Source organism: Burkholderia sp. BE17 (assembly GCF_009362305.1).
GTDB lineage: Bacteria > Pseudomonadota > Gammaproteobacteria > Burkholderiales > Burkholderiaceae > Burkholderia > Burkholderia pyrrocinia_C.
Map to the genome: position 1 here is coordinate 60,549 of NZ_WHNU01000045.1, position 16,863 is coordinate 77,411.

Genomic DNA, 16,863 nt, shown 5'->3' on the forward strand with positions numbered 1-16,863 from the left:
CAGGGTCGTTACGCTGCGTCCTAACAAAGAGGAGGTCCTACGATGAACACCCGATTCCTTGCGCGCGGCGCCGTCGCGGTCGCCGTGGCGGCCGCCCTGTCGGCCGGCTACTTCGCCGGCACCCGCCGCGCCGATCCGCAGATCATCACGCCCGCGCAGGCGGCCGCGCTGATGCCGGCCGAAGCGGCCGCGAAGACCGGCATCCCCGATTTCTCCGGGCTCGTCGAGACCTACGGCCCGGCGGTCGTGAACATCAGCGCGAAGCACGTCGTGAAGCAGGTGTCGCGGCGCGTGCCGCAGCCGCAGCTGCCGATCGATCCGAGCGACCCGTTCTACCAGTTCTTCAAGCACTTCTACGGCCAGGTGCCGGGCATGGGCGGCGACGCGCAGCCGGACGACCAGCCGAGCGCGAGCCTCGGCTCCGGGTTCGTCGTCAGCTCCGACGGGTACATCCTCACCAATGCGCACGTGATCGACGGCGCGAACGTCGTCACGGTCAGGCTGACCGACAAGCGCGAATACAAGGCGAAGGTCGTCGGCTCGGACAAGCAGTCGGACGTCGCGGTGCTGAAGATCGACGCGAGCGGCCTGCCGACCGTGAAGATCGGCGATCCGGCGCAGAGCAAGGTCGGCCAGTGGGTCGTCGCGATCGGTTCGCCGTACGGCTTCGACAACACGGTCACGTCGGGCATCATCAGCGCGAAGTCGCGCGCGCTGCCGGACGAGAACTACACGCCGTTCATCCAGACCGACGTGCCGGTGAACCCCGGCAACTCGGGCGGCCCGCTGTTCAACCTGCAGGGCGAGGTGATCGGCATCAACTCGATGATCTACTCGCAGACGGGCGGCTTCCAGGGCCTGTCGTTCGCGATCCCGATCAACGAAGCGATCAAGGTGAAGGACGAGCTCGTGAAGACGGGCCACGTGAGCCGCGGCCGCCTCGGCGTCGCCGTGCAGGGGCTGAACCAGACGCTCGCGAGCTCGTTCGGGCTGCAGAAGCCGGACGGCGCGCTCGTCAGCTCCGTCGATTCGAACGGCCCGGCCGCGAAGGCGGGCCTGCAGCCGGGCGACGTGATCCTGTCGGTCAACGGCTCGCCGGTCGCCGATTCGACGTCGCTGCCCGCGCAGATCGCGAACCTGAAGCCGGGTTCGAAGGCCGACCTGCAGATCTGGCGCGACAAGTCGAAGAAGTCGATCAGCGTGACGCTCGGCGCGATGGCCGATGCGAAACTCGCGTCGAACGACGGCGGGCCGGTCGAGCAGGGCCGCCTGGGCGTCGCGGTGCGCCCGCTGTCGCCGCAGGAGCGCAGCGCCAGCAACCTGTCGCACGGGCTGATCGTGCAGCAGGCCGGCGGGCCGGCCGCCAACGCGGGCATCCAGCCCGGCGACGTGATCCTCGCGGTCAACGGCCGCCCGGTCACGAGCCCCGAGCAGTTGCGCGACGCGGTGAAGGGCGCGGGCAACAGTCTTGCTCTGCTGATCCAGCGCGATAACGCACAGATCTTCGTGCCGGTCGACCTGAGCTGACCGGCGACGGCCGACGGCCGGCCTGGCCGGCCGCGGCGGGCGCCGCCGCCGTCCGACCCCGTGGCGTGGCGCCCCGTATGTGTTCCGACCCAAAGGAGAGAGCCATGCAATATCTACGCAACGTGTCCCGATTTGCCGTCGCCGCGGCGTTGGCCGCCGGCCTCGCAGCCGGCGCGACCGGCGCGTACGCGCAGTCGGACGGCTTGCCCGCCGCGCGCCAGCAGGGCGACGTCACCTTCGTGTCCGGCGGTATCGGGCTGGACGAATCGACGGCGTTCCAGCGCAACGAGGCGAAGTGGCCGCTGGCGCTGCGCTTCACCGGCAAGGGCGGCGAGTTCCTCGCCGACGTCCATGTGCGGATCGTCGACGGCAAGGGCGCCGAAGTGCTGAAAACCGACACGCGCGGGCCGTACATGCTCGTGCAGGTGCCGCCGGGGCGCTATACGGTGCAGGCGTCGTACCAGGGTAGCGACGAATCCCGCACCGTCACGGTCGGCGCGAAGGGCGGCGCGAAAGCAGCGTTCCAGTGGAGCGCGCAGTAGCCCGCCGCACGCGGCCCCCGCCCGGGTCGCGCAATCGGACGAAGTTTCGCCCATAATGAAAGCCACGGCATTCGTGCCGTGGCTTTTTTCGTTTCCTGCCACCGGCCTGCCTGCCGGGCCGCCCGAAGGAGAAACGATGTCAGGCGCCGCCGTCCCTCACCTCGAAATCGTGCCGAACCGCCATCGCGTGCGCGTGATCCACCGCGGCATCACGTATGCCGATTCGCACGGCGTGCTGACCGTGCGCGAAGCGGGGCTGCCGGACGTCCATTACCTGCCGCGCGGCGACGTCAACATGCGCAGGCTCGTGAAGTCGGGCGTGACGAGCGCCTGCCCGTTCAGGGGTGAAGCCGTGCATTTCGACTTGCAGACGGAAGACGGCGTGATCGAGAACGCCGCATGGAGTTACGAGGAACCGAAGGCGGCCGCCGCCGCGCTTGCGCACTACGTCGCCTTCGATGTCGCACGGATCGACAGTCTCGTCGAGACGTCCTGATGCGGCGCGCGTTCATCGGGGAGACATCATGGAACTGAACGACACGTTACGCGTCCCGCTCGCGCCGCCTGTCGTGCGGGAGGCCTTCGAGGATCCCGCATTGCTGCGGGCGAGCTTCGACCATTGCGACTCGTTCGTGAAGCTCGCGCACGGCGAGTTCGCGCTGACGATCACGGTGCCGCTCGGCCCGCTGCGCGCGCGCTACGACGTGCGTGTGCATGCGGCCGGCGAGCAGGGCGACGCGGAAGGGCAGCCGCGCCGCATGATCAATTTCAAGGCGCGGGCCGACGGCCTCGGTGCGCTGCGCGGCCAGGTCGAACTCGTGCTGCTGCGCGAAGACGATGCGAACGCCACGTGCATCGAGTACGTGGTCTGGGCGACGGCGAGCGGGCCGCTCGCCGAGTTGCCGGCGCGGCAGATCGAGAATGCGCTGCGCGAATGGGCCGACGATTTCTTCCGCGAGTTCTGCGCGGTCGTGCAGGCGAAGCACGGTCTCGCGCCGAATCGCGCGAACCCGGCCGCACCGCGGCGCCAGCATGTATTCCTGCGGCCGGCGTCGCTGATGGCCGCGACGAAGCGTCCGCTGCCGCCGCACCTTGGCGGCGCGCTGACCGCGCGTGTCGCCAGCGTGCTTCATCATCGCGGTTCCGGGCCGGTGTCCGTCTGGGCATGGGCGGCGATGATCGTGTTCGTCGCGCTACTGCTTTATGCGGCGCGCTGGATCAACGGCGGCTGAGCGGCCGAGCCGCCGAACCCCGCCGGTTTCGCTTCACGGCCCGCCCGCTGCGCATGCGGCGGGCGTCATTGCCCCGCGTCGGCACCGGCTCCGGCGCCGCGAAATTCCCTTCGATACGCAGACGGCGACGTGCCGAGCGCGCCCGCGAAATGCTGGCGCAGCGACACGCTCGACCCGTAGCCGGCCGCCTGCGCGATCGCGTCGATCGATTGTCCGGTGGTTTCCAGCAGATGCTGCGCGCGCGCGAGCCGCTCGGCCTGCAGCCACGCGGTGACGGTCGTGCCCGTCGCCTGGCGGAAGTGGCGCGTGAACGTGCGCCGGCTCATCAGCACGCGTTCGGCGAGCGAATCGACGCTGTGCGCGGCGTCGAGGTGCGCGCGCACCCAGTCGAGCAGGCCCGCGAGCCGCGCATCGCGCGGGTGCGCGGCGACGGGCTGCGGCACGTACTGGGCCTGCCCGCCCTGGCGGTGCGGCGGGATCACGAGGCGGCGCGCGATCCGGTTCGCGGCGTCCGAGCCGAAGCGCCGCCGCACGACGTGCAGGCAGCAGTCGAGCCCCGCGGCCGTGCCGGCCGATGTCATCAGGTTGCCGTCGTCGACGTACAGCACGTCGGGGTCGAGTTTCACGCGCGGAAAGCGTTTCGCGAAGTCGTCGGCCCACGCCCAGTGGGTGGTGGCCGGGCGGCCGTCGAGCAGGCCGGCCGCGGCGAGCACGTACGCGCCGAGGCACAGCCCGACGAGCTGCGCGCCGCGTGCGGCGACCGCGCGCACGGCGTCGAGCAACTCGTCGGGCGGCGCTTCGTCCGGGTCGCGCCATGCCGGCACGATCACGATGTCCGCGTCGTCGAGTGCGTCGAGCCCGTACGGCGCGGTGATCGTGAAGCCGCCCGTCGTCGCGAGCGGGCCGCGCTCGGCCGAGCAGACGCGAAACTCGAACGCCGGCGACGCGGCCGCGTCACGCTCCTTGCCGAACACGACGGACGGCACCGACAGGTGGAACGGGCTGATGCCGTCGTATGCGATCACGGCGACGACGGTCGGGGCGGGCGAGGCGGTCGGGGCAGGCGAGGCGGGCGACACGGGCGACACGGGCGACACGGGCGACACGGGCGACACGGGCGACACGGCGGCGGTCATGGCGGGCTCCGGAATGACGATGGCCCGATTTTATCGAAGAATGGCTATCGGGCCACTATCTGCGGGGGCGATGCGGCCCGACAATGCATCGCATCGCGCCGCTGGCCGTCCCGTTCCGGGGCGGGGCCGCGCCTCAGGACCAGGAGCCAGTCATGTCGAACACCGCCCCGCATTCCGCTTCCCATCCCACTTCCCGCCGCGCGCTGATCGTGATCGACGTCCAGAACGAATACGTGACGGGCAACCTGCCGATCGAGTATCCGCCGCTCGACGTGTCGCTCGCGAACATCGGCCGTGCGATCGACGCCGCGCATGCGGCCGGCGTGCCCGTGATCGTCGTCCAGCACGTCGCGCCGGCCGGGGCGCCGATCTTCGCGCCCAGCACCGACGGCGTCGCGCTGCACGCGGTCGTCGCCGGCCGGCCGTACGCGCACCTGATCGAGAAGGCGCAGGCGAGCTCGTTCGCCGGGACCGATCTTGCCGCATGGCTCGACGCCCACCGGATCGACACGCTCGCGGTGGCCGGCTACATGACGCACAACTGCAATGCGTCGACGGTCTATCACGCGGCGCATGCGGGGCTGAATGTCGAGTACCTGGACGATGCAACGGGCGCGTTGCCCTACGAGAACGAAGCGGGCGCGGCGAGCGCCGAAGAGATTCACCGCGCGTACACGGTGGTGTTCCAGTCGAATTTCGCGGCCGTGATGTCGACCGATGCGTGGATCGCGGGGCTGGCCGGCGCGCCGATGCCGAAGCGCGATTCGGTGGCCGCGTCGAACCGGCGGGCCCGCGCGCATCGCGCGAAGGCGGCCTGAGCCGGTCGGAGAGGCGGGGACGGGCGGCGTGCTGCCACGGCTGCTGCGCGGCGCGGCTCGTCGATCGATGAAAATGAAACGGCGCGCGGGCGACCGCCGCGCCGTCAGTCGCCTTCCTTCAGCATCGCCGGACTGTAGCGCAGCATGTCGAAGCAGCCGTCGACGAGCTTTTCCGCATGCAGCTCGGCGTCGATCTCGTCGGGCAGCATCAGCATGTCGCGCACGAAGCCGCTGACGAGCGTGTGCAGCATCAGCGTCGCACGCCACGTATCGAGCCGCTCGGGCAGCAGCTTGAGCCGCACGGCGCCTGCGAGATCGGCGTCGATCATGTGCAGCGCCTCGCTCATCCCCGCGCGGTTGCGCTGCAGCAGCGGCTCCATGTCCGCGACGTATTCGCACTTCATGAACAGGATGCTGAACACGCGCCGCAACTGCGAGTCGCGCTGCACGCCGAGCAGGCACCAGATCAGGATCTTGCGGATCTTCTCGAGCGGATTGCCGCCCGGTGCGTCGAGCGGCATCCGCTTCAGCTCGTCGATCGGCAGGAACACGCGGTCGAACATCGCGTCGAACAGCTCGCTCTTGTTCGCGAAATGCCAGTAGATCGCGCCGCGCGTGACGCCGGCGTGCTGGGCGATGTCCGCGAGCGACGTGTGCGACACGCCCTTCTCGAAGAACACGTGTTCGGCGGCATCGAGAATGCGATTGCGCGTCTCGAGCGCCTCCTCCTTGGTACGTCTGACCATGTGCAGGCCTGATTGGATCGATCGTAGGTGAATATAGGGTCCGTAACCCTCGTCGCCGTCTAGCGGATTGGCTATGCTTGCGACTGGTAATAATTCGTAAGACCAGACAGCCCGCACGACACAAACGGGCTTTTTACATACATTCGTGAATGTATATACAATACCACCCTACGATCGAATGACCCAAGTGGCAATCAGTTAATATCCCACTCTGCTGATTCCCGCCCCAAGTACCATCCGCAGTTCGCGGCATCCCGTCGGCATGGAGGTTTCGTGCCGACGTGCTGTATCCAGCAGTCCAGTAATTCAGGTGTTCGATCTGCGCCGCGAGGCGCATCCGTGTTGCGCTCCCGTCGGGTGCTGCACTTATTCCATTGGTTACACACAGAGGTCGCTCCATGCGCGTCGAACGGGTTCCATACCGCTTGATCACTGTCGCGGCAGCCGCGGTTTTCCTGGCTGCATGCGGAAAAAAAGAATCGGCACCGCCGCCGCAAACGCCGGAAGTCGGCGTCGTCACCGTCCAGCCGCAAGCCGTACCGGTGTTCAGCGAGCTGCCGGGCCGCACCAGCGCGTTCCTCGTCGCGCAGGTCCGCGCAAGGGTCGACGGTATCGTGCTGCGCCGTGAATTCACCGAAGGCACCGACGTCAAGGCCGGCCAGCGTCTCTACAAGATCGATCCGGCGCCGTATGTCGCCGCGCTGAACAGCGCGAAGGCGACGCTCGCGAAGGCGCAGGCGAATCTCGTCACGCAGAACGCGCTGGTCGCGCGCTACAAGGTGCTGGTGGCCGCGAACGCTGTCAGCAAGCAGGACTACGACAACGCGGTGGCCACGCAAGGGCAGGCCGCGGCGGACGTCGCGGCCGGCAAGGCGGCGGTCGACACCGCGCAGATCAACCTCGGCTACACGGATGTCGTGTCGCCGATCACGGGTCGCGTCGGCATTTCGCAAGTGACGCCGGGCGCGTACGTGCAGGCGAGCCAGGCGACGCTGATGTCGACGGTGCAGCAGCTCGATCCCGTGTATGTGGACCTCACGCAATCGAGCCTCGAAGGCCTGAAGCTGCGCCAGGACGTGCAGAGCGGCCGCCTGAAGACGAGCGGCCCGGGCGCGGCGAAGGTGTCGCTGATCCTCGAGGACGGCAAGACCTATGCGGAGCCGGGCAAGCTGCAGTTCTCGGACGTGACGGTCGACCAGGCCACCGGCTCGGTGACGATCCGTGCGGTCTTCCCGAACCCGGGCCGCGTGCTGCTGCCGGGGATGTTCGTGCGCGCGCGGATCGAGCAAGGCGTGAACGACAACGCGTTCCTGGTGCCGCAGATCGGCGTCACGCATGACCAGAAGGGCCAGGCGATCGCGATGGTGGTGAACGCCGGCAACAAGGTCGAGCCGCGTCCGCTGAAGACGACCGGCATGCAGGGCCCGAACTGGATCGTCGAAGGCGGTCTGGCGGCGGGCGATCACGTGATCGTGCAGGGCGGCGAAAAGGTGCGCCCGGGTGCGACCGTGAAGTCGGTGCCGGCGCAGCTCGCACCGGCGGCCAATGCCGCATCGGGTGCCGCCGCAACCGCCGCGCCGGCTGCCGCCGGTTCCGGCGCCGCTGCCGCAACCGGTGCCGCCGCATCGGGCGCCGCGCCGGCGAGTGCTGCCGCTGCTTCGAGCGCGCAATAACAGGGAGCCTGTTTCATGGCAAAGTTTTTTATCGATCGCCCGATCTTCGCGTGGGTGATCGCCATCATCCTGATGCTGGCCGGGGTTGCGGCGATCTTCACGCTGCCGATCTCGCAGTATCCGACGATCGCGCCGCCATCGATCCAGATCACCGCGAACTACCCGGGCGCTTCCGCGAAGACGGTGGAAGACACGGTGACGCAGGTGATCGAGCAGCAGATGAGCGGTCTCGACAACTTCCTGTACATGTCGTCGACGAGTGACGACTCGGGCAACGCGACGATCACGCTGACCTTCGCGCCGGGCACCAACGCCGACATCGCGCAGGTCCAGGTGCAGAACAAGCTGTCGCTCGCGACGCCGGTTCTGCCGCAGGTCGTGCAGCAGCTCGGCCTGTCGGTGACGAAGTCGAGCAGCAGCTTCCTGCTGGTGCTCGCCTTCAACTCCGAAGACGGCAGCATGAACAAGTACGACCTCGCGAACTTCGTGGCGTCGCACGTGAAGGATCCGATCAGCCGGTTGAACGGCGTCGGTACCGTCACGCTGTTCGGCTCGCAGTACGCGATGCGGATCTGGCTCGACCCGACCCGCCTGACGAACTACGGCCTCACGCCGGTCGACGTGAGCTCCGCGATCACCGCGCAGAACGTGCAGATCGCGGGCGGCCAGATCGGCGGCACGCCGGCGAAGCCGGGCACCGTGCTGCAGGCGACGATCACCGAATCGACGCTGCTGCAGACGCCCGAGCAGTTCGGCAACATCCTGCTGAAGGTCAACCAGGACGGCTCGCAGGTGCGCCTGAAGGACGTCGCGAAGCTTGAGCTCGGCGGCGAGAACTACAACTTCGACACGAAGTACAACGGTCAGCCGACCGCGGCACTCGGTATCCAGCTCGCGACCAACGCGAACGCGCTCGCGACCGCGAAGGCCGTGCGCGCGAAGATCGACGAGCTGGCACCGTTCTTCCCGCACGGCCTCGTCGTGAAGTATCCGTACGACACGACGCCGTTCGTGAAGCTGTCGATCGAGGAAGTGGTCAAGACGCTGCTCGAAGGTATCGTGCTGGTGTTCCTCGTGATGTATCTGTTCCTGCAGAACCTGCGGGCGACGATCATCCCGACGATCGCGGTGCCGGTCGTGCTGCTCGGTACGTTCGCAGTCATGTCGCTGGTGGGCTTCTCGATCAACACGCTGTCGATGTTCGGCCTCGTGCTCGCGATCGGCCTGCTGGTCGACGATGCGATCGTGGTGGTCGAGAACGTCGAGCGCGTGATGGCGGAAGAGGGCCTGTCACCGAAGGAGGCAACCCGCAAGGCGATGGGCCAGATCACCGGCGCACTCGTCGGCATCGCGCTCGTGCTGTCGGCCGTGTTCGTGCCGGTCGCGTTCTCCGGCGGTTCGGTCGGCGCGATCTATCGTCAGTTCTCGCTGACGATCGTGACGGCGATGGTGCTGTCGGTGCTCGTCGCGTTGATTCTGACGCCGGCACTGTGCGCGACGATCCTGAAGCCGATCCCGCAAGGGCATCACGAAGAGAAGAAGGGTTTCTTCGGCTGGTTCAACCGCACGTTCAACAACAGCCGCGACAAGTACCACGTCGGCGTGCATCACGTGATCAAGCGCTCGGGCCGCTGGCTCATCATCTACCTGGCCGTGATCGTCGGGGTCGGCCTGCTGTTCGTGCGTTTGCCGAAGTCGTTCCTGCCCGATGAAGACCAGGGCCTGATGTTCGTGATCGTGCAGACGCCGTCGGGTTCGACGCAGGAAACGACCGCGAAGACGCTGGCGAACATTTCCGACTACCTGCTGAAGGACGAGAAGGAAATCGTCGAATCGGCGTTCACGGTGAACGGCTTCAGCTTCGCGGGTCGCGGCCAGAACTCCGGTCTTGTGTTCGTGCGCCTGAAGGACTACTCGCAGCGTCAGCATGCAAACCAGAAGGTGCAGGCACTGATCGGCCGGATGTTCGGGCGCTATGCGGGCTACAAGGACGCGATCGTGATCCCGTTCAACCCGCCGTCGATTCCTGAACTCGGTACGGCCGCCGGCTTCGACTTCGAGCTGACGGACAACGCCGGTCTCGGCCACGATGCGCTGATGGCCGCGCGTAACCAGTTGCTCGGGATGGCCTCGAAGGATCCGACGCTGCAGGGCGTGCGCCCGAACGGCCTGAACGACACGCCGCAGTACAAGGTCGACATCGACCGCGAGAAGGCGAATGCGCTCGGCGTGACGGCGGATGCGATCGACCAGACGTTCTCGATCGCGTGGGCGTCGAAGTACGTGAACAACTTCCTCGACACCGATGGCCGGATCAAGAAGGTCTACGTGCAGGCCGATGCGCCGTTCCGGATGACGCCGGACGACATGAACATCTGGTACGTGCGCAACGGGTCGGGCGGGATGGTGCCGTTCAGCGCGTTCGCGACCGGTCACTGGACGTACGGTTCGCCGAAGCTCGAGCGTTATAACGGCGTCTCGGCGATGGAAATCCAGGGTCAGGCCGCACCGGGCAAGTCGACCGGTCAGGCGATGACCGCGATGGAAGGGCTCGCGAAGAAGCTGCCGGTCGGTATCGGCTATTCGTGGACCGGCCTGTCGTTCCAGGAAATCCAGTCCGGTTCGCAGGCGCCGATCCTGTACGCGATCTCGATCCTCGTCGTGTTCCTGTGTCTCGCGGCGCTGTATGAAAGCTGGTCGATCCCGTTCTCGGTAATCATGGTGGTGCCGCTCGGCGTGATCGGCGCACTGCTCGCGGCGACGATGCGCGGCCTCGAGAACGACGTGTACTTCCAGGTCGGCCTGTTGACCACCGTGGGCTTGTCGGCGAAGAACGCGATCCTGATCGTCGAGTTCGCGCGCGAGTTGCAGGTGACGGAGAAGATGGGGCCGGTCGAGGCCGCACTGGAAGCGGCGCGCCAGCGGCTGCGCCCGATCCTGATGACGTCGATGGCGTTCATTCTCGGCGTGATGCCGCTCGCGATCAGCAACGGCGCGGGCTCGGGGAGCCAGCACGCGATCGGCACGGGCGTGATCGGCGGGATGATCACGGCGACGTTCCTCGCGATCTTCCTGATCCCGATGTTCTTCGTGAAGGTCCGCGCGATCTTCAGTGGCGAACGGGAAGACGCCGACGAGGCATTGCGCCTGGCTCAGGAGCACGCGAAGCACGAAGAGAAGCCGGGCAACGGCGACGAAGGCAACAAGGGACAGTGATGATGCAAAAACACGCTTTGACTGCAATCGCGGTCGCGCTCTTTGCCACGGGCTGCACGATGGCGCCGCATTACAAGCGGCCCGACGCGCCCGTCGCGCAGGCGTACCCGGCCGGCGGCGTCTACGCGACGCAGCCGGGCGCTGCCGGCGCGCGCAGCGCGAACGGCCAGGCGGCGACCGCCATCGGCTGGCGCGAATTCTTCGTCGATCCGCGCCTGCAGCGGCTGATCGAGATCGCGCTGAAGAACAACCGCGACCTGCGCGTGTCGGTGCTGAACATCGAGGCGGCGCGCGCGCAGTACCAGATCACGCGCGCGGGCCTGTTCCCGACGCTCGACGGCACGGGTACCGGCAGCATCCAGCGGTTCCCGGCCGGCGTGTCGTCGACGCGGGCGCCGTTGATCTCGCGCAGCTACAACGTCGGGCTTTCCGCGTCGTGGGAACTCGACCTGTTCGGCCGCGTGCAGAGCCTGAAGGATCAGGCGCTCGCGCAGTACCTGTCGACCGCGTATGCGCGGCAGGCGTCGGAAATCTCGCTGGTGTCGCAGGTGGCTGACCAGTACCTGACGCTGCAGTCGACCGACGATCTGTTGAAGGTCACGGAAAACACGCTGAAGACGGCACAGGCGTCGTACGACCTGACGAAGCTGCAGTTCGACAACGGCACGGGCTCCGAGCTCGAGCTGCGTCAGGCGCAGACGGTCGTCGAGACGGCGCTCGCGAACCAGCAGGCGCAGGCGCGTGCGCGTGCGCAGGCGCTGAACGCGCTGGTGCTGCTGATCGGCGAGCCGCTGCCGGACGATCTGCCGCCGGGCATGCCGCTCGACGCGCAGAACCTGCTGACGGACGTGCCGGCCGGGTTGCCGTCGGACCTGCTGACGCGTCGTCCCGACGTGATGCAGGCCGAGCAGACGCTGCTGGCCGCGAACGCGAACATCGGCGCGGCGCGCGCGGCGTTCTTCCCGAAGATCTCGCTGACGGCGGCGTTCGGCACCGCGAGCCCGACGCTCGGCGGCCTGTTCAAGGCCGGCACGGCGGCGTGGTCGTTCGCGCCGAGTATTGCGCTGCCGATCTTCGAGGGCGGTTCGAACATCGCCAATCTCGATCTCGCGCACGTGCAGAAGCGCATCGAGATCGCGAACTACGAGAAGGCGATCCAGTCGGCATTCCGCGAAGTGTCGGACGGGCTGGCCGCACGCGGCACGTACGACCAGCAGATCGCCGCGCTCGAGCGCAACGAGCACGCGCAGCAGCGCCGCTTCGACCTGTCGGACCTGCGTTACAAGAACGGCGTCGACAGCTACCTGTCGGTGCTGACCGCGCAGACGGACCTGTACTCGGCACAGCAGACGCTCATCAGCGCGCGTCTGGCGCGCTGGACGAACCTGGTCGACCTGTACCGCGCTCTGGGCGGCGGCTGGGTCCAGCGCGCCGGCGAGACGCCGCGCGCGCCGGATGAGCCGGTCGACTACGACAAGGCGGCCGCTCCGGCGCCTGCGTCGGCGGCGGCAACGAACGGGTAAGCGCGAAGCAGCGCGGGAGCGGGCGACCGCTCCGGTCCGTCGAACCGGCGGTATGCGCAAACGTCAACGCCACGGACGAAAGTTCGTGGCGTTTCTGTTTGTGCTGTCGTATCGCGCGGGGCGCGGAGCGTTGCCGTGACGATGCGTGCATCGGGCTCCGGTCGCTCCGGTCGCTTCGGCCCGCACGACCGATCGGCACAACCCGCGCAGCGCTGCCGGGCGGCCGGCCCTTCCGATCCGATGGCGCTCGCCCGAGTCCCGCGTGATTCGACACCCGCCAAGCAAAACGCCACGGCATGCCGTGGCGTTTTTCGTTACCGCGTTGCGCCGTCGTCCGGCGCGGCGCGATCAGTGGTGCACGTCGGCGGGACGCCCGTCGAAGTCGTGTCCGGCGCGGCGGATGTCGCAGCGCGCATCCTTTTCGCCTTTCACGCCGTTGAACACGATGTTCAGGATCACGGCCGTGGCCGATGCCAGCAGGATGCCGCTGTGCAGGATCGGTGCGAGCGCGGGCGGCAGCTTCGAGAAGAAGTGCGGCGACACGACCGGCACGAGGCCCATGCCGACGCTCACGGCGACGATGAACAGGTTGTGGCTGTTGTTCACGAAGTCGACCTTCGACAGCACCTTGATGCCGTTCGCGGCCACCATCCCGAACATCACGATGCCCGCGCCGCCGAGCACGAACGGCGGCACCGATGCGACGACCTGCGCCATCTTCGGGAACAGGCCGAGCATCACGAGGATCACGCCGCCCGTCGCGCACACGAACCGGCTCTTCACGCCCGTCACGCCGATCAGGCCGACGTTCTGCGAGAACGACGTATGCGGGAACGAGTTGAAGATGCCGCCGATCAGCGTGCCGAGGCCGTCGACGCGCAGGCCGCGCACCAGGCGCTCCTGGTCGACCGGACGATCGACCATGTCGCCGACCGCGAGGAACATGCCGGTCGATTCGATGAACGTGACGAACATCACGGTGACCATCGTCGCGATCGACAGCGGGTCGAAGTGCGGCCAGCCGAAGTGGAACGGCATCACGAAGCCGACCCACGGCGCGAGCGACACGCCTTCGGTGTTCACGCGGCCGAGGATGAACGCGATCACGAAGCCGGCGACGATGCCGAGCAGCACCGAGATGTTCGCGATGAAACCGCGGCCGAACTTGTTGATCAGCAGGATCAGCGTCAGCACGAGCAGCGACAGGCCGAGATAGACCGGGCTGCCGTATTCGGGGTTGCCGACGCCGCCGGCGGCCCAGTTGATGCCGACTTCCATCAGCGACAGCCCGATCACGGCAATCACGGTGCCGACGACCACCGGCGGGAAGAACCGCAACAGCTTGCCGATCGTCGGCGCCAGCACGATGCCGATGATGCCGGCCGCGATGGTCGAGCCAAAGATGTCGAGAATGCCGAGGCCGGGGTTCGTGCCGATCGCGATCATCGGGCCGACTGCCGCGAACGTGCAACCCATGATGACGGGCAGGCGGATCCCGAAGATCCACAGGCCCAGCGTCTGGATCAGCGTGGCGATGCCGCACGAAAACAGATCGGCGCTGATCAGGAACGCGATCTGGTCTTTCGGCAGCTTGAGCGCGCCGCCGACGATAAGCGGCACGGCGACGGCGCCGGCGTACATGACGAGGACGTGTTGCAGGCCAAGCGTTACCAGCTTGCCGGTCGGCAGCACCTCATCGCACGGATGGACCGTGTTCGATTGCATCTGTCTCACTCCATGATCTTGTTTTCGGGGTGATACGAAGTTATGCGGAATGAATCCACGCAACAAGAGCACTGGGTTCTATTCCGTGCTTTGCTGGTTCGATATGCCATTTCGGCTTGAAACAGGGTGTCGATCATCGGGAAGCTGCCGCAGGAGTGAGGTTCCCCGGTTTTATAGCCCTTCAAAATAGCGGCGGCCCCCGTGCCAAATATCGGCCGCTTTATGGTGTGTATCGGCGCGGCCGCATAGTGGCAAAAAGGGGTGTCGAAAAATCGCGCCGGGTTAACCCGTGAACGGCCGCTTTTGCACGCACGGTGCAGCCCGGTGAAACCCGGCCGCCGACCGCTTGCTTTCCTGCATCGCATCGCGCTGCGTCGACCGCAAATGCGGCGGCACACATCGCGATCCCGTTATCATCGGCATCCGTCCATACGAATTCATCCTCCCGTCATGCGCCTGCTCGGAATCGACCTCGGCACCGGCTCCGTCAAACTCGTCACGCTCGATGCCGATGGCGTCGAGCGCGCGGTCGCGAGCGAACCTTATGCGTTGTCGTCGCCGCGGCCCGGCTGGGCCGAGATTGCGCCCGATGCGTGGTGGCAGGCGCTCGTGCGCGCGGCCGCGCGGCTGCCGGCCGGCGAGCGCGCGCAGGTCGCGGCGATCGGCTTCTCGGGGCAGATGCATGGCGTCGTGCTGATCGACGCGGCCGGGCAGCCGGTGCGGCCCGCGCTGCTGTGGCCCGACACGCGCGCGGTGCGCGAAGCGGACGCGTCCGATTGGTCCGTCGCCGGATTGCTCGCCGCGGGATCGCCCGCCGCCGGAATGCCCGTCGCCGGATTGCCCGTCGCCCCGAATCCCGTCGCGCCGGGCATGGCGGGCCCGCTGTTGCGCTGGCTGGCCGCGCACGAACCCGATGCGCTGCGCGTCGCGCGCTGGGCCGTGCAGCCGAAGGACTGGTTGCGCATCGCGCTCGGCGGCGACGTCGCGGCCGATCCGAGCGATGCGTGCGCGACCGCGCTCGCGACGCCCGACGGCGCATGGGATACGGCATTGATCGACGCGCTCGGCCTGCCGGCCGACCGGTTCGCGCCGGTCCATGCGTCGACTGCACGCTGCGGTACGCTCGGCGCGCAGGCGGCCGCGGCGCTCGGCCTGCCGGCCGGCGTGCCGCTGGCGACGGGCGCGGCCGACACCGCATGCGCGGCGCTCGGCAGCGGGCTCGCCGCGGCCGGCGACGCGCTGCTGACGACGGGCAGCGGCGGCCAGATCGTCGTGCTCGCGGATGCGCTGCCGCCCGCACGGCGCGGGCTGCATCGCTATCGCGCGGCGGCCGGCGGCGGTTATTACACGATGGCCGCGATGCAGAACGTCGGGCTCGCGCTCGAAACCGTGCGCGGCTGGCTCGGTTATTCGGGATGGGCGGATGCGTATGACGACGCGTTCGCGCAACCGCCGTCGGAACGGCTGTGCTTCCTGCCCTACCTGACCGGCGAGCGTTCGCCGTGGATGAATCCCGATGCGCGCGGCGGCTGGCTCGGCCTCGGGCTCGGCGACACGCGCGGCGCGATGATGCGTGCCGCGTTCGAAGGCGTCGCGTTCGCGTTGCGCGCGGGGCTCGATGCGATCCGCGATGCGGATCGTCGCGACCCGGTGACGACGCTGCGTCTCGCGGGCGGCGGCTCGGTCGATCCGCGCTGGCGTCAGTTGCTCGCCGACGCGCTCGGCGCGTCGCTGCACGCGATCGATTGCCCGAACGCCGCGACGCGCGGCGCCGCGCTGCTCGCGGGCGTCGCGATCGGACACTGGCGCGAAGATACGTTGCGCGCGCTGGCGCCGGCCGCGTCGCCGGTCGCCGCGCCGCGCGACGACCGCCTGCTGGCCGCGCGCCACGCACGCTTCGTCGATCTGTATGCGCGCACGGATGCGTGGTTCACGACGGGCGTTTAAACTCGGACACTTGTTCTTTTGCGTCAGCGATGACGCATCGTGGCAAGCCGGCGACCGATTCCCGCACGCGGTGCGCGGCGGGACCGGCCATCATGGCGAGCACGAGATGCTTTTGCCGTATCGCGCGCGATGTCGCGCGGCATGGGTTCGACCGCTTTGAACGGGGCCCGGTGCGAAGCATGGGACCGGATGCAAGGCATGGGGCCGGAGTCAGTGCTGAAGCACCGACTCCGGCCGACACGAGTGTTGAAGCACTGACCCCGGACGACACGGGCGCCGCAGCGCCACCCCGGGGCGACCTAATTGACAGACAGGAGTGACACGATGAAAACGAAAGCCGCGATTGCATGGAAGGCGGGTGCGCCGCTGACGATCGAGGAAGTCGATCTCGAAGGGCCGCGCGCCGGCGAAGTGCTGATCGAAGTGAAGGCGACGGGCATCTGCCACACCGACTACTACACGTTGTCGGGTGCCGATCCGGAAGGCATCTTCCCGGCGATCCTCGGCCATGAAGGCGCGGGCGTGGTGGTCGACGTCGGCCCCGGCGTCGGCACCGTCAGGAAGGGCGACCACGTGATTCCGCTCTACACGCCGGAATGCCGCGAGTGCAAGTTCTGCCTGTCGCGCAAGACCAACCTGTGCCAGAAGATCCGCGCGACGCAGGGCAAGGGCCTGATGCCCGACGCGACGTCGCGCTTCTCGCTCGACGGCAAGCCGCTGTTCCACTACATGGGCACGTCGACGTTCTCGAACTACATCGTCGTGCCCGAGATCGCGG

13 protein-coding genes are annotated in these 16,863 nt (G+C 67.8%); 10 read left to right on the plus strand and 3 right to left on the minus strand.

The annotated features are described in order from the left end of the window. The first annotated feature begins 42 nt into the window (after positions 1–42). The 4 genes from GD429_RS32015 (at position 43) to GD429_RS32030 (ending at position 3,301) form a co-directional block, all read left to right on the plus strand. A complete protein-coding gene (locus GD429_RS32015; RefSeq protein ID WP_152863144.1) occupies positions 43–1,527 on the plus strand; it encodes a DegQ family serine endoprotease in 1,485 nt (494 codons plus the stop codon). A gap of 104 nt (positions 1,528–1,631) precedes the next feature. Further along, complete coding sequence (locus GD429_RS32020) at positions 1,632–2,069, plus strand: carboxypeptidase-like regulatory domain-containing protein (protein WP_034178906.1); 438 nt, start codon at positions 1,632–1,634, stop codon at positions 2,067–2,069. Between the two features lie 136 nt (positions 2,070–2,205). Then, entirely contained in the window at positions 2,206–2,565 is a 360-nt protein-coding gene (locus tag GD429_RS32025) for a DUF427 domain-containing protein (RefSeq protein WP_152863146.1), read from the plus strand. A gap of 28 nt (positions 2,566–2,593) precedes the next feature. Next, a complete protein-coding gene (locus GD429_RS32030) occupies positions 2,594–3,301 on the plus strand; it encodes a CoxG family protein (protein WP_152863148.1) in 708 nt (235 codons plus the stop codon). A gap of 65 nt (positions 3,302–3,366) precedes the next feature. On the opposite strand, the gene GD429_RS32035 is transcribed toward GD429_RS32030, so the two are convergent. Further along, positions 3,367–4,437 carry a helix-turn-helix domain-containing protein gene (locus tag GD429_RS32035; protein ID WP_152863150.1) on the minus strand — a complete coding sequence of 357 codons (1,071 nt, stop codon included), beginning with the start codon at positions 4,435–4,437 and terminating at the stop codon, positions 3,367–3,369. A 152-nt stretch (positions 4,438–4,589) separates the two neighbouring features. Here GD429_RS32035 and GD429_RS32040 point away from each other — a divergent pair, with 152 nt between their 5' ends. Next, positions 4,590–5,255, plus strand: a complete 666-nt coding sequence (locus tag GD429_RS32040) for a cysteine hydrolase family protein (protein WP_152863152.1) — start codon at positions 4,590–4,592, stop codon at positions 5,253–5,255. A 104-nt stretch (positions 5,256–5,359) separates the two neighbouring features. Here GD429_RS32040 and GD429_RS32045 read toward each other — a convergent pair whose 3' ends face one another. Continuing rightward, positions 5,360–6,001 (minus strand): TetR family transcriptional regulator, encoded by a 642-nt coding sequence (locus GD429_RS32045; RefSeq protein WP_152863153.1) that lies wholly within the window; start codon positions 5,999–6,001, stop codon positions 5,360–5,362. Positions 6,002–6,399: 398 nt separating this feature from the next. Between GD429_RS32045 and GD429_RS32050 the strand changes: the two genes are divergently transcribed. The 3 genes from GD429_RS32050 to GD429_RS32060 are packed head-to-tail and all read left to right on the plus strand — an operon-like array spanning position 6,400 to position 12,413. Beyond that, positions 6,400–7,674: an efflux RND transporter periplasmic adaptor subunit gene (locus GD429_RS32050; RefSeq protein ID WP_152863155.1), complete on the plus strand. Its 1,275-nt coding sequence runs from the start codon at positions 6,400–6,402 to the stop codon at positions 7,672–7,674. Positions 7,675–7,689: 15 nt separating this feature from the next. Beyond that, positions 7,690–10,890 carry an efflux RND transporter permease subunit gene (locus tag GD429_RS32055; RefSeq protein ID WP_152863157.1) on the plus strand — a complete coding sequence of 1,067 codons (3,201 nt, stop codon included), beginning with the start codon at positions 7,690–7,692 and terminating at the stop codon, positions 10,888–10,890. Next, entirely contained in the window at positions 10,890–12,413 is a 1,524-nt protein-coding gene (locus GD429_RS32060; protein ID WP_152863159.1) for an efflux transporter outer membrane subunit, read from the plus strand. Before GD429_RS32055 ends, GD429_RS32060 begins: the two co-directional genes overlap by 1 nt. Before the next feature lie 348 nt (positions 12,414–12,761). Here GD429_RS32060 and GD429_RS32065 read toward each other — a convergent pair whose 3' ends face one another. Beyond that, positions 12,762–14,138 (minus strand): nucleobase:cation symporter-2 family protein, encoded by a 1,377-nt coding sequence (locus GD429_RS32065; protein ID WP_193727256.1) that lies wholly within the window; start codon positions 14,136–14,138, stop codon positions 12,762–12,764. 450 nt (positions 14,139–14,588) lie between these two features. Between GD429_RS32065 and GD429_RS32070 the strand changes: the two genes are divergently transcribed. Together GD429_RS32070 and GD429_RS32075 are read left to right on the plus strand one after the other, a co-directional pair. Further along, positions 14,589–16,085 carry a xylulokinase gene (locus tag GD429_RS32070; RefSeq protein WP_152863161.1) on the plus strand — a complete coding sequence of 499 codons (1,497 nt, stop codon included), beginning with the start codon at positions 14,589–14,591 and terminating at the stop codon, positions 16,083–16,085. A gap of 324 nt (positions 16,086–16,409) precedes the next feature. Further along, on the plus strand, positions 16,410–16,863 hold a 454-nt coding region (locus GD429_RS32075), incomplete at its 3' end, for an alcohol dehydrogenase catalytic domain-containing protein (RefSeq protein WP_152863163.1).